Source organism: Pseudomonas fluvialis (assembly GCF_014207935.1).
GTDB classification, from domain to species: domain Bacteria; phylum Pseudomonadota; class Gammaproteobacteria; order Pseudomonadales; family Pseudomonadaceae; genus Aquipseudomonas; species Aquipseudomonas fluvialis_A.
In genome coordinates this window covers 315,044-328,492 of the sequence record NZ_JACHLL010000005.1, presented here as the reverse complement: position 1 = coordinate 328,492, position 13,449 = coordinate 315,044, and the positions used below count along the sequence as shown (strand labels likewise).

General features: G+C 64.2%; 11 protein-coding genes. 8 read left to right on the top strand and 3 right to left on the bottom strand.

Features of this window, described 5'->3' with window-relative positions:
• Window positions 1–75 precede the first annotated feature (75 nt).
• The 3 genes from HNP49_RS14960 (at window position 76) to ppk1 (ending at window position 4,463) form a co-directional block, all read left to right on the top strand.
• Window positions 76–1,098 carry an AraC family transcriptional regulator gene (locus HNP49_RS14960; protein WP_184684571.1) on the top strand — a complete coding sequence of 341 codons (1,023 nt, stop codon included), beginning with the start codon at window positions 76–78 and terminating at the stop codon, window positions 1,096–1,098.
• Window positions 1,099–1,234: 136 nt separating this feature from the next.
• Window positions 1,235–2,245, top strand: a complete 1,011-nt coding sequence (hemB, locus tag HNP49_RS14955) for a porphobilinogen synthase (RefSeq protein ID WP_184684569.1) — start codon at window positions 1,235–1,237, stop codon at window positions 2,243–2,245.
• A 22-nt stretch (window positions 2,246–2,267) separates the two neighbouring features.
• Window positions 2,268–4,463: a polyphosphate kinase 1 gene (gene ppk1 / locus HNP49_RS14950; RefSeq protein ID WP_184684566.1), complete on the top strand. Its 2,196-nt coding sequence runs from the start codon at window positions 2,268–2,270 to the stop codon at window positions 4,461–4,463.
• A 78-nt stretch (window positions 4,464–4,541) separates the two neighbouring features.
• Here ppk1 and ppx read toward each other — a convergent pair whose 3' ends face one another.
• Window positions 4,542–6,044, bottom strand: coding sequence for an exopolyphosphatase (gene ppx / locus HNP49_RS14945; protein WP_184684564.1), 1,503 nt, complete (start codon window positions 6,042–6,044; stop codon window positions 4,542–4,544).
• 194 nt (window positions 6,045–6,238) lie between these two features.
• Between ppx and trxA the strand changes: the two genes are divergently transcribed.
• The 4 genes from trxA to HNP49_RS14925 all read left to right on the top strand — a co-directional run bounded on the left by trxA (window position 6,239) and on the right by HNP49_RS14925 (window position 10,638).
• Window positions 6,239–6,565 (top strand): thioredoxin TrxA, encoded by a 327-nt coding sequence (gene trxA / locus HNP49_RS14940; protein WP_095941170.1) that lies wholly within the window; start codon window positions 6,239–6,241, stop codon window positions 6,563–6,565.
• A 229-nt stretch (window positions 6,566–6,794) separates the two neighbouring features.
• A complete protein-coding gene (rho, locus tag HNP49_RS14935) occupies window positions 6,795–8,054 on the top strand; it encodes a transcription termination factor Rho (protein ID WP_184684562.1) in 1,260 nt (419 codons plus the stop codon).
• Window positions 8,055–8,203: 149 nt separating this feature from the next.
• Window positions 8,204–9,673, top strand: coding sequence for a 4-hydroxy-3-polyprenylbenzoate decarboxylase (ubiD, locus tag HNP49_RS14930; RefSeq protein WP_184684560.1), 1,470 nt, complete (start codon window positions 8,204–8,206; stop codon window positions 9,671–9,673).
• On the top strand, window positions 9,670–10,638 hold the full coding sequence (locus HNP49_RS14925) for a CDP-6-deoxy-delta-3,4-glucoseen reductase (RefSeq protein ID WP_184684558.1): 969 nt from the start codon (window positions 9,670–9,672) through the stop codon (window positions 10,636–10,638). Before ubiD ends, HNP49_RS14925 begins: the two co-directional genes overlap by 4 nt.
• Before the next feature lie 60 nt (window positions 10,639–10,698).
• Here the strand turns inward: HNP49_RS14925 and HNP49_RS14920 are convergent, their stop codons facing one another.
• Complete coding sequence (locus HNP49_RS14920) at window positions 10,699–11,676, bottom strand: NADPH:quinone oxidoreductase family protein (protein ID WP_184684556.1); 978 nt, start codon at window positions 11,674–11,676, stop codon at window positions 10,699–10,701.
• Between the two features lie 180 nt (window positions 11,677–11,856).
• Here HNP49_RS14920 and HNP49_RS14915 point away from each other — a divergent pair, with 180 nt between their 5' ends.
• A complete protein-coding gene (locus HNP49_RS14915; protein WP_184684554.1) occupies window positions 11,857–12,285 on the top strand; it encodes a flagellar basal body-associated FliL family protein in 429 nt (142 codons plus the stop codon).
• 51 nt (window positions 12,286–12,336) lie between these two features.
• Here the strand turns inward: HNP49_RS14915 and HNP49_RS14910 are convergent, their stop codons facing one another.
• Window positions 12,337–13,449 (bottom strand): ABC transporter permease, encoded by a 1,113-nt coding sequence (locus tag HNP49_RS14910; protein ID WP_184684552.1) that lies wholly within the window; start codon window positions 13,447–13,449, stop codon window positions 12,337–12,339.

Sequence of the window (13,449 nt, the reverse complement as noted above, 5' to 3'; positions counted from 1 at the left end):
GGGTTGGTCGTGGTGCTGGCATTGACATTAAAAACGCAAAAGCAAGATATTTGGTCAATTCACAAGGAAGCCGCCATGCTCGACGACGTTGCCGGTCTGACTCATTCCGGCGTGCTGCGCCGGCTGCTTTACGAAGGGCTGGAAAGCCTCGGTCTTAACCCGGTGCAGATCTACCGGCAGGCCTACCCGCACCTGCCCCTGTCGCCGCCGAACAGCCAGGAGCGGCGTCCGCACGATATGGCGCCGTACTTCTGGCAGGCCCTGCCGGCGCTGAGCGGCGACGTCGATATCGGCCTTCACCTCGGCGAGGTGATGCGTCCGCGCCCGCTGGATGTGGTCAGCTACCTGCAGCAGGCCAGCCGCGACCTGCAGGAGGCGCTGGAGGTGTTCGTGCGTTACCAGCACATCATTTCCGGAGGCTTTGCCGCCGGCCTGCGCGTGGAAGGCGACAGCGCGGTGCTGATCCTCGATCTGGACTACCTCGGTCATGGCTCCCTGCGTCAGCAGATGGAGTGTCTGGCGCTGCTTTTCTGCAAGCACCTGCAGCAGTTGTGCGAGGGGCAGTTCCAGCTCACGGCGGTGACCTTCCGTCATGCCGCGCCGGCCCGCACGGCCGAGCACCGCCGGCTGTTCGGCCTGCTGCCGCAGTTTTTGGCCAGTCACGATGCCCTGTGGTTTCCCGCGGCGCTGCTCAGCCGGCCGTCGCGCAATGCCGCGCCGGCGATCTTTGTGGTGCTGCGGGCCCATGCTGATGCGCAGCTGGCCGAGCTGCAGGGCAATACCTTGCGCAACCGCGTGCTGTACTGGCTGGCCTGTCAGCTGGGACAGGGTGAATGCAGTCTGGCCGCCTGTGCAGCGGCGCTGGGGCAGGAACGCGTTGCCTTGCAGCGTAGCCTGGCGGCACAGGGTCAGGGTTTCCGCCCGCTGCTCGATGAGGTGCGCCGGCAGCGCGCCCAGCAACTGCTGCTGCAGGGCCTGAGCATTCGCGAAGTGGCGCGGGGCTGCGGCTTCGTCGAGCTGTCGCCGTTCTACCGGGCCTTCCGCCGCTGGTGGGGCTGCACCCCGCAACAGCTGCAGCGCCAGCATGCGGCCGGCTGACGCGTACCGGCCAATCTGTGGCACCCTGTCGCAGAGCTGTCCTGTCTAAGATCGGTGCACGCCTTCATCTATTGTTCATAATGTCGCGTTATACCTGCCACGCTGCGCCCATATCGTCTGGGCTCTGGAGTTCGCCGTGAGTTTCACCCCCGCCAACCGCCTGTTTCCTGCCACCCGCCTGCGCCGCAACCGGCGTGACGATTTCTCCCGCCGCCTGGTGCGCGAGAACCGCCTGAGCGTGGATGACCTGATCCTGCCGGTATTCGTCCTCGACGGTGAAAACCGCCGCGAAGCCGTGCCGTCGATGCCGGGTGTGGAGCGCCTGTCCATCGATCTGCTGCTGCAGGAGGCCGAGGAGCTGGTGGCGCTGGGCATTCCGGCGCTGGCGCTGTTCCCGGTGACGCCGCTGGAGAAGAAGTCGCTGGACGCCAGCGAGGCGTGGAACCCGGACGGCATTGCCCAGCGCGCGACCCGTGCGCTGCGTGCCCGTTTCCCTGAGCTGGGCATCATCACCGACGTGGCGCTGGACCCGTTCACCACCCACGGGCAGGACGGCATCATCGACGAGAACGGCTATGTGCTGAATGACGTCACCGTCGATGCGCTGGTCAAGCAGGCGCTGTCCCATGCCGAGGCCGGTGCCCAGGTGGTGGCTCCCTCGGACATGATGGACGGCCGCGTGCAGGCGATCCGCGAGGCGCTGGAGCTGGCCGATCACGTCAACGTGCGCATCATGGCCTACTCGGCCAAGTACGCCAGCGCCTACTATGGCCCGTTCCGCGATGCGGTCGGCTCGGCCGGCAACCTCGGCAAGGGCAACAAGCTCGGTTACCAGATGGACCCGGCCAACGGCAACGAAGCGCTGCACGAAGTGGCCGCCGACCTCGCCGAAGGTGCCGACATGGTCATGGTCAAGCCGGGCATGCCCTACCTGGATATTCTCTGGCGGGTCAAAGAGGAATTCCGCGTGCCGACCATGGTCTATCAGGTCAGCGGCGAGTACGCGATGCACATGGCGGCCATCCAGAATGGCTGGCTCAGCGAAGCGGTGATCCTCGAATCGCTGCTGTCTTTCAAGCGCGCGGGTGCCGATGGCATCCTTACCTACTTCGCCAAGCGCGCGGCGCAATTACTGAAAAACGGGTGAGCATCACCCCACGGGAACACCGATGAATACCGAAGGACTCAAGGAAGTGGAACTGTCGACCGCCGAGGTGCAGGAGCCTGTGGCTCTGCCAGAAGCCCCCGTCGTGGAGGCCGTGCCGGAGCCGGTGGCGGCGCCGCTGGTGACTAATCTGGACGACAGCAGCCTGTACATCCACCGCGAGATTTCCCAGCTGAAGTTCAACATCCGCGTGCTGGAGCAGGCGCTGGATGAGTCGCACCCATTGCTGGAGCGCCTGAAGTTCCTGCTGATCTTCTCCAGCAACCTGGATGAGTTCTTCGAGATTCGCGTGGCTGGGCTGAAAAAGCAGATCACCTTCGCCCGCGAGCAGGCCGGCGCCGATGGCCTGCAGCCGCACCAGGCGCTGGCGCGCATCAGCGAGCTGGTGCATGTGCAGGTAGAGCGTCAGTACGCCATCCTCAACGACGTGCTGCTGCCGGCACTGGCCAAGCACAACGTCAACTTCGTGCGTCGGCGCAACTGGTCGACCAAGATCAAGGCCTGGGTGCGTCGTTACTTCCGTGACGAGATCGCGCCGATCATGACGCCGATCGGCCTCGACCCAACGCACCCGTTCCCGCTGCTGGTGAACAAGAGCCTGAACTTCATCGTCGAGCTGGAAGGCGTGGATGCCTTCGGTCGCGACTCCGGCCTGGCGATTCTCCCGGCGCCGCGTCTGCTGCCGCGGGTGATCCGCATCCCGGAGGAGGTCGGTGGCCCGGGCGACAACTTCGTATTCCTCTCCTCGATGATCCATGCCCATGCCGACGATCTGTTCCAGGGCATGAAGGTCAAGGGTTGCTACCAGTTCCGCCTGACCCGTAACGCCGACCTGTCGGTGGATGCCGAGGACGTGGAAGACCTGGCGCGCGCGCTGCGCGGCGAGTTGTTCAGCCGCCGTTACGGCGATGCGGTGCGCCTGGAGGTGGTCGACACCTGCCCGAAACACCTGTCGGACTACTTGCTCAAGCAGTTCAACCTGGCCGAGAGCGAGTTGTATCAGGTCAACGGTCCGGTCAACCTGACCCGTCTGTTCAGCGTCACCGGCCTGGACAGCCACCCGGAGCTGCAGTTCAAGCCGCTGACACCAGTGATCCCCAAACTGCTGCAGAACAGCGAGAACATCTTCAGCGTGGTCAGCAAGCAGGACATCCTGCTGTTGCACCCGTTCGAGTCGTTCACCCCGGTGGTCGACCTGTTGCGCCAGGCGGCAAAAGACCCGCACGTGCTGGCGATCAAGCAGACCTTGTATCGCTCCGGGGCCAACTCGGAAATCGTCGATGCTCTGGTCGAGGCGGCCCGCAACGGCAAGGAAGTCACCGCGGTGATCGAGCTGCGCGCGCGCTTCGACGAGGAATCCAACCTGGCCCTGGCCAGTCGTCTGCAGGCCGCTGGTGCGGTGGTGATCTATGGCGTGGTCGGCTTCAAGACCCACGCCAAGATGATGCTGATCCTGCGCCGCGAGAATGGCGAGATCACCCGCTACGCGCACCTGGGCACCGGCAACTACCACGCCGGCAACGCCCGTCTGTACACCGACTACAGCCTGCTGACCTCCGATGATGCGTTGTGCGAGGACGTCGCCAAGCTGTTCAGTCAGCTGATCGGCATGGGCAAGACCTTGCGCATGAAGAAGCTGCTGCATGCGCCTTTCACGCTGAAGAAGACCCTGCTCGACATGATCGCCAAGGAAACCGCCGTGGCGGCCGAGGGCAAACCAGCGCACATCATCGCCAAGTTCAATTCGCTGACCGATGCCAAGATCATCCGTGCGCTGTACAAGGCCAGTCAGGCCGGGGTGCGCATCGATCTGGTGGTGCGTGGCATGTGCTGCCTGCGCCCAGGCGTGCCGGGGGTGTCGCACAACATCAATGTGCGCTCGATCATCGGCCGCTTCCTGGAGCACACGCGGGTGTTCTACTTCCTCAATGAGGGTGAGGAAAAGATCTATCTGTCGAGTGCCGACTGGATGGAGCGCAACCTCGACAAGCGTGTGGAGACCTGCTTCCCGGTGGAAGGCAAGAAACTGCTGATGCGGGTGAAGAAGGAGCTGGAATCTTACCTGACGGACAACACCCAGGCCTGGGTGTTGCAGAGCGATGGCACCTACCAGCGCCTGCACCCGACCGGCAACCAGCATGCGCGCAGCGCCCAGGGGCAGCTGCTGGAGCGCCTGACCACGCCGCTGCCGGTGCGCTGAGTCGGTATTTGCCGGGAGCCGGCAATTGCAAAAAGGGCGAACCAATGGGTTCGCCCTTTTTCATTGCGCCGCCAAAACTCAGTGGATATGCAGCTGGTAACCGGTGCGTTGCAGCCACACGGCCTCGGCCTCGAAGTCGGCCTGGGTCAGCGGGTTGGCCGCCAGCCAGCCGGCCGGGAACCGCACTTGCAGGCTGCGTGGCTCGGCCAGTAGCTGCACCTGAGGCATTTCCTGGGTGCCACGGATATGGTGGAAGAGGATGGCAAAGCGCAGCAGGATGCACAGGCGGACAAGCTTGTCGCCCTCGTGGCCGAAGTCGCCCAGCTTGTCCGCCGGGATATTGCGCCGGTGCCCGCGCACCAGCAGGGCGAGCATCTGCTGATCCTGGCGGGAGAAGCCCGGCAGGTCGGAGTGCTCGATCAGGTAGGCGCCGTGCTTGTGGTAGTGGTAGTGGGCGATGTCCAGGCCTATCTCGTGCACGCGGGCGGCCCACACCAGCAGGTCGCGGTGCCATTCGTCGTCCAGGCCCCAGGCGGGTGCCACCTGTGACAGTGCCGAGAGCGCCTTGGCCTCGACCCGTGCCGCCTGTTCCAAGTCGACGTGGTAGCGCTCCTGCAGAGCGCTGAGGGTGCGCTCGCGAACGTCCTCGTGGTGATGGCGCCCGAGCAGGTCGTAGAGCACGCCTTCACGCAGGGCGCCTTCGGAATGGCTCATGCTCTGCAGTTCGCAGGCATCGAAGATGGCTTCGAGAATGGCCAGGCCGGCTGGGAAGATGCTGCGGCGGTCCGGCTTGACCCCGTCGAGCTCGATCTTGTCTACCTCGCCGAGCTTGAACAGCTTGCGCTTGAGCAGCGCCAGGCCGTCGGCGGTGACTTCACCGTTGCTCAGTCCCAGGCCCTTGATCGCCAGGCCCACAGCCTTGATGGTGCCGGAGGCGCCGACTGCGTCCTGCCAGCCGTGGCGGCGCAGGGCGTGCTCGATGCTCATCAGCTCCAGACGTGCGGCGGTATAGGCTTGGGCATAGCGTGCCGGGGTGATCTTGCCGTCCCTGAAGTGTCGCTGGGTGTAGCTGACACAGCCCATCTGCAGGCTTTCACGCAGCAGCGGCTCGAAGCGCAGGCCGATGACGAACTCGGTGCTGCCGCCGCCGATATCGCAGACCAGGCGTTTGCCCGGGGTGTCGGCGATGCTGTGGGATACGCCGAGGTAGATTAGGCGCGCTTCTTCACGGCCGGAGATGACTTCCACCGGATGGCCGAGTACGGCTTCGGCGCGGCGGATGAATTCGCTGCGGTTGCGGGCTTCGCGCAGGGCGTTGGTGCCGACGATGCGCACCGAGCCTTGCGGCATGCCCATGATCAGTTGGGCAAAGCGGCGCAGGCAGTCGAGACCGCGCTGCATGGCTTCTTCGCTCAGCAGGCGCTGTTCGTCGAGCCCGGCGGCCAGCTGCACCTTGTCGCCCAGGCGCTCAAGAATGCGGATTTCGCCGTGATCAACCTTGGCCAAGACCATATGGAAACTGTTCGATCCGAGGTCGATGGCGGCGACCAGGGAGAACGCTTCGGCAGGGGTATGTGGCATGCGACGGCTCTCGTGGAAAAACCCCGCCATCCTGCCACGAAGCGGGGGACAGGCCAATGCGACAAGCTGTACTTGATCGGCAAAACCTTGCGTGCCGATAGTGAGACTCAATAGTCAGTGCCTTTCGAGATGGCGCAAGGCCGGCTATGATGGCCGCTGTTTTTTACTCGCGTATGCGCAACCGGAGATTTCCTATGAGCGAGCATATCGTCAACGTGTCCGACGCCAGCTTCGAGCAAGACGTGCTCAAGTCCGAGAGTCCGGTACTGGTCGACTACTGGGCCGAATGGTGTGGTCCGTGCAAGATGATCGCCCCGGTGCTGGACGAGATCGCCAAGGACTATCAGGGCAAGCTGAAAGTCTGCAAGCTGAACATCGACGAGAACCAGGACACCCCGCCGAAGTTCGGCGTGCGTGGCATCCCGACCCTGATGCTGTTCAAGAACGGCAATGTCGAGGCCACCAAGGTCGGTGCCCTGTCGAAGTCGCAGCTGGCCGCGTTCATCGACGCCAACCTGTAAGACTCCAGGAAAAAGCCCCGCACACTGCGGGGCTTTTTCTTGATCAAGGCTGGACGCACCCGTAGACGCGGTGCTACATTCGGCCAGCAACGTGTGAAACACGGTTGCCTCTCCTGCCGTCGCCGACGATACCAATTCGAATACGTACCGCGAACCTGTCGCTTCCTACGCGGCACGGCACCCCAAAGCTCAATGCTTTCTTCCCTCTCTTCTTATTTACGTCATTCCTATGAATCTGACCGAACTCAAGCAAAAGCCGATTCCCGAACTGCTGGAAATGGCCGAACAAATGGGCCTGGAAAACATGGCCCGTTCGCGCAAGCAGGACATCATCTTTGCGCTGCTGAAAAAGCACGCCAAAGGCGGTGAAGAAATTTCCGGGGACGGCGTGCTGGAGATTCTCCAGGATGGCTTCGGCTTTCTGCGCAGCGCCGACTCTTCCTATCTGGCCGGCCCGGACGACATCTATGTCTCGCCCAGCCAGATCCGTCGCTTCAACCTGCGCACCGGCGATACCATCATCGGCAAGATTCGCCCGCCGAAAGAAGGCGAGCGTTATTTCGCCCTGCTCAAGGTCGACACGATCAACTTCGATCGTCCGGAAAACGCCAAGAGCAAGATTCTCTTCGAGAACCTGACGCCGCTGTTCCCGACCAAGCGTCTGAAGATGGAGGCCGGCAACGGCTCCAAGGAAGACCTGACCGCGCGCGTGATCGATCTCTGCGCGCCGATCGGCAAGGGCCAGCGTGGCCTGATCGTCGCACCGCCGAAGGCCGGTAAGACCATCATGCTGCAGAACATCGCGGCCAACATCACGCGCAACAACCCCGAGTGCCACCTGATCGTTCTGCTGATCGACGAGCGCCCGGAAGAAGTGACCGAGATGCAGCGCACCGTGCGCGGCGAAGTGGTTGCCTCGACCTTCGACGAGCCGCCGACCCGCCACGTGCAGGTCGCCGAGATGGTGATCGAGAAGGCCAAGCGCCTGGTCGAGCACAAGAAGGACGTGGTCATCCTGCTCGACTCCATCACCCGTCTGGCGCGTGCCTACAACACCGTGATCCCGAGCTCCGGCAAGGTACTGACCGGCGGTGTCGACGCCCATGCCCTGGAGAAGCCCAAGCGTTTCTTCGGCGCCGCGCGCAACATCGAGGAAGGCGGTTCGCTGACCATCCTCGCCACTGCGCTGGTGGAAACCGGCTCGAAGATGGACGAAGTGATCTACGAGGAATTCAAGGGCACCGGCAACATGGAGCTGATCCTCGATCGCCGTGTTTCCGAGAAGCGCGTGTTCCCGGCCATCAACATCAACCGTTCGGGCACCCGCCGCGAAGAGCTGTTGACCGGTGAGGAAGAGCTGTCGCGCATGTGGATCCTGCGCAAGCTGCTGCACCCGATGGACGAGATCGCCGCCATCGAGTTCCTCCTCGACAAGCTGAAAGACAGCAAGACCAACGATGAGTTCTTCCTGTCGATGAAGCGCAAGTAACCCCAGCGGTTGCGCGTTTCACCCAACAAGGCCGGGGCAACCCGGCCTTGTCGTGTCTGCCTTCTTCTGAATAGCTGACTTCGGCGCTAAACTTTAGGCCTTTGGCGCTAAAGTCAGGCCTTTTTGCGCGCCCCCTGTGAGGCTCAAGCATGCAGTATCGCGACCTTCGCGACTTTATCCGCGGTCTGGAACAGCGCGGTGAACTCAAGCGCATCGCCACGCCGGTTTCCCCGGTGCTGGAAATGACCGAAATCTGTGACCGCACCCTGCGCAAGGGCGGCCCCGCGCTGCTGTTCGAAAACCCCACCGGGTTCTCCACCCCGGTGCTGGGCAACCTGTTCGGCACGCCCAAGCGCGTGGCACTGGGCATGGGCGCCGAGGCGGTGTCCGAGCTGCGTGAAATCGGCAAGCTGCTGGCGTTTCTCAAGGAGCCCGAGCCGCCCAAGGGTCTGAAGGATGCCTGGAGCAAGCTGCCGATCTTCAAGAAGGTTCTGGCCATGGGCCCGAAGGTGCTCAAGGACGCGCCCTGCCATGAAGAAATCATCGAAGGCGACGATGTCGATCTGGGCCAGCTGCCGATCCAGCACTGCTGGCCGGGCGATGTGGCGCCGCTGATCACCTGGGGTCTGACCATCACCAAGGGTCCGAACAAGGAGCGGCAGAACCTTGGCATCTATCGTCAGCAGGTCATCGGCCGCAACAAGGTGATCATGCGCTGGCTCAGCCACCGTGGCGGCGCTCTGGATTTCCGCGAGTGGTGCGAGAAGTTTCCCGGCAAGCCCTACCCCGTGTGCGTGGCCCTGGGCGCGGACCCTGCGACCATTCTCGGTGCGGTCACGCCGGTGCCGGATACCCTCTCCGAATACGCCTTCGCCGGCCTTCTGCGCGGCCACAAGACCGAGTTGGTCAAGGCCATCGGTTCCGACCTGCAGGTGCCGGCCAGTGCCGAGATCGTGCTGGAAGGGCATATCTACCCGGGCGAGACCGCGCCGGAAGGCCCCTATGGCGATCACACCGGTTACTACAACGAGGTCGATACCTTCCCGGTGTTCACCGTCGAGCGCATCACCCAGCGGCGCAAGCCGATCTACCACAGCACCTACACCGGCCGGCCGCCGGATGAGCCGGCGATTCTCGGCGTGGCGCTGAACGAGGTGTTCGTGCCGATCCTGCAGAAGCAGTTTCCGGAAATCACCGACTTCTACCTGCCGCCCGAAGGCTGCTCCTATCGCATGGCGGTGGTGACCATGAAGAAGCAGTACCCCGGCCATGCCAAGCGGGTGATGCTCGGCGTCTGGTCGTTCCTGCGCCAGTTCATGTACACCAAGTTCGTCATCGTCACCGACGACGACATCAACGCCCGCGACTGGAACGACGTGATCTGGGCCATCACCACGCGTATGGACCCCAAGCGCGACACGGTGATGATCGATAACACGCCGATCGACTACCTCGACTTCGCCTCGCCCATCTCGGGCCTGGGCAGCAAGATGGGCCTGGACGCCACCCACAAGTGGCCGGGCGAAACCAGCCGCGAATGGGGCCGGGTGATCGAGCGCGACGAGGCGGTGGTCCGGCGCGTCGATGAGCTGTGGGCGCAGCTCGGGATCGATGGATGAAAATCACTCTCCAGCCGACCGGGGCGCAGATCGAAACGGCGCCGGGCGAACGCATTCTCGATGGTGCCCGGCGCCTCGGCTATGACTGCCCGCAGAGCTGCCGCAACGGCAACTGCCATATCTGTGCCGCGCTGCTGGTCGAAGGCCGTGTGCGTCAGGCCGGCGCCGAGCTGGATCACGGCGAACTGCTGGCCTGCATGGCCGAGCCGCTGGAAGACTGCGTGCTGCACTGGGACGGCGTGCGCGAGCGCGGCGTGCTGCCAGTGCGCAGTCTGGCCTGCCAACTGACCGAATGCGTGCCCGTGGGTGGCGATGTCTTTCGCGTGCGTCTGCGCGCCCCGGCGGGCAAACCGCCGCGCTATCACGCCGGGCAGTACCTGCTGATCGAGCGGCCCGGCGATGAGCCTGCGGCCTTCTCCATTGCCTCGGCGCCGCACTGCGGCCGCGAGCTGGAACTGCATATCCTCGCCCGTGAGGAGTCGGCCCAGCGCCTGCTGGCCCGTTTGCAGGCCGAGGGCCTGGCCCGTGTGCAGCTGCCGTTTGGCGATACCCATCTGGCCGAGCTGCCGCCCGGGCCGCTGGTGCTGATTGCTGCTGGCACCGGCATGGCACAGATGCACAGCCTGATCGAACATTGCCGCGCGGCTGGCTTCGCCCAGCCGGTGCATCTGTACTGGGGTGCGCGCACGGCGGCGGATTTCTATGAGCTGCCGCACTGGGCCGAGTGGCAGGGGCTGGCCAACCTGACCTTGCACCGCGTGGTCAGCGACGAGCCGGGCTGGGCGGGGCGTCAGGGTCTGCTGCACCAGGCGGTGCGCGAGGACTTTGCCGACCTCAAGGCGCTGCACGTGTATGCCAGCGGTTCGCCGCAGATGGTCTACGGCACCCTCGATGCGCTGGTCGAGGCCGGCATGGATGCCCATCAGATGCGCGCCGATGTGTTCGCCTACGCGCCGCGCGACTGACGGCATGCACAAATGGAAAGGCCGCCTCTGAGGCGGCCTTTTTGCTGGGCGAGCGGCGCCTTAGCGCGTGGTCACCACCACCTTGCCCACCGCCTTGCGCTTGGCCAGGGTGTCGATCGCGTCGCCGGCCTTTTCCAGCGGGAAGGTCTGCGACACCAGGGGCCTCAGCTTGCCTTCGCCGTACCAGGCAAACAGCTGCTGGAAGTTGGCCACATTGTCCTGCGGCTGGCGCTGGGCGAAGGCGCCCCAGAACACGCCGATCAGCGCGGCGCCCTTGAGCAGCGGCAGGTTGGCCGGCAGGGCCGGGATTTCGCCACTGGCAAAGCCGATCACCAGCATGCGGCCGTTCCAGGCGATGCTGCGGAAGGCTTCCTCGAACAGCGGACCGCCGACCGGGTCGTAGATCACGTCAACGCCCTGGCCCTTGGTCAGGGTCTTCAGCTCGTCCTTCAGGCTCTGCTCGCTGTAGTTGATCAGGTGATCGGCGCCGGCGGCCTTGGCCACGGCGAGCTTCTCCGCGCTGCTGGCGGCGGCGATGACGGTGGCTCCCATGGCCTTGCCGATTTCCACGGCGGCCAGGCCGACACCTCCGGAGGCACCGAGCACCAGCAGGGTTTCACCGGCCTGCAGGTTGCCGCGCTGCTTGAGCGCGTGCATCGAGGTGCCGTAGGTCATGCTGAAGGCGGCGGCGGTGGTGAAGTCCATGCTCGGCGGCATGGGCAGCACGTTGTAGGCCGGCACGGCGACCTGCTCGGCGAAGCTGCCCCAGCCGGTGAGGGCCATGACCCGGTCGCCGACCTTGAACTGGCTGACCTTCTCGCCGACGGCGCTGATCACGCCGGCCGCCTCGCCACCCGGGGAGAACGGGAATGGCGGCTTGAACTGGTACTTGCCCTCGATGATCAGGCTGTCGGGAAAGTTCACCCCGGCGGCGTGCACGTCCAGCACCACCTCGGTTTTCTTCGGTTCCAGGTTGGCGACTTCTTCCAGCACCAGGGTTTCGGCAGGGCCGAAGGCTTTGCACAGCACGGCTTTCATCGGGGTTTTCCTAATACGGGTTTGATAAGAGTTGGCTATGAGGTTGTCGGGCCAGTGTAGGTGGCGCCGGGCGTGGGTCAATCAGCATGGCTGTACCTGATGACGGCGCATAACCACCGGGCTTGGGCCGGCGTCTGACAATGGCTATGCTAGGAGCATTCCTCCTGGAGAATGCCCGCTGTGAAAACCCCGATTGCGTTGCTGTTGGCCCTGCTGATTCCGTTCACCGCCCTGGCCAGTAGCGGTGGCGAGGAAGAAGAGGGCAAGGAAGGCGAGAAGAAAAAGCCGGAGATTCTCTACGTCGGCCTCACCCCGGCGCTGGTCGGCAACTACGGCCCGGGCCCGAAGCTGAAGTACTACAAGGCCGATATCGCCCTGCGCGTCACCGGCAAGAAGGTTGAAGAACAGGTGACTTACCACGAGCCGCTGATTCGCAATCAGCTGGTGCAGCTGTTCAGTCAGCAGACCGACGAGAGCATGGGCAGCGTGCAGGCCAAGGAAGCGCTGCGTCAGGAAGCGCTCAAGCAGGTGCAGCAGGTGCTGCAGCAGGAAACCGGCAAACCGCTGGTGGACGATCTGCTGTTCAACAACCTGATCGTTCAGCCCTGACGTTTCACGCCGTCTGAGTGTCCCGAAACCGCTGCCTTGGCAGCGGTTTTTTCATGCCGCCAGTGTGCGGCGGAAGCGCGCCAGGGCGATCAGGAAGAAGGCCAGGCCGATCCCGGCCAGCGCGGCGATGTCCGGCCAGATCACGCTGACGCCGGCGTCGCGGAACAGGATCGAGGTCGACAGCGTCACGAAGTGGGTCGAGGGCGAGAACTGCATGAGGTTCTGCAGCCAGACCGGCATGCTGTCGAGTGGCGTGGTGCCGCCGGAGAGCATCAGCATGGGGATGATCACCGGGATCGCCAGCAGACCGAACTGTGGAATCGAGCGCGCCAGTGTGGCGAGGAAGATGCCCAGCGAGGTGCAGGCAAACAGGTAGAGCGCGGTGACGCCGAGGAACAGCGGCATCGAGCCGGTCAGCGGCACCCCCAGCGCGCCGCGCACGATCAGCTCCAGGGCCAGCCAAGTGCAGCACACCACCACCAGCGCGTTGCTCCACACCTTGGCCAGCATGATCTCCAGCGCCGTCAGCGGCAGTACCAGCAGATGGTCGAGGGTGCCGTGCTCGCGTTCGCGCAGCAGCGCGGTGCCGGTGAGGATGATGGCCAGGATGGTGACGTTGTTGACGATCTGGATCACCCCGAGGAACCAGCCACTTTCCAGGTTGCTGTTGAACAGCGCGCGGCTGGCCAGGGTCGCCGGTTGTTGCGGCGACTGCTGGGTATAGGCGTACAGCTCGCTCTGGAAGATGCGGCGGATGTAGCCGGCGCCCATGAAGGCCTGGCTCATGGCGGTGGCATCGATGTTCACCTGCAGTTCCGGCTGGCGCCCGGCTAGCAGGTCGGCCTGGAAATTCACCGGCACGTTGATCACGAAGGTCTGCCGGCCGCTGTCCAGCGCGGCATCGATCTGGTCATGGCTGAGCATCAGCGGCGGCTGGAACTCGGGCATCTGCAGGGACTCGGCCAGGCGCCGGGAAATCTGGCTGTGGTCCTCGTCGACGAAGGCGGCACTGGCGTTGTGCACGCCGAGCAGGGAGCCGGCGGCGGGCATGTAGATGGCCACGCTGAAGGCGTAGACCAGAAACAGCAGCAGCACGGTGTCGTGGCGCAGACTGGTCAGCTCCTTGAGGCCGAGGCGGAAGATGTGCGCCAGCTTCTGTCTCAT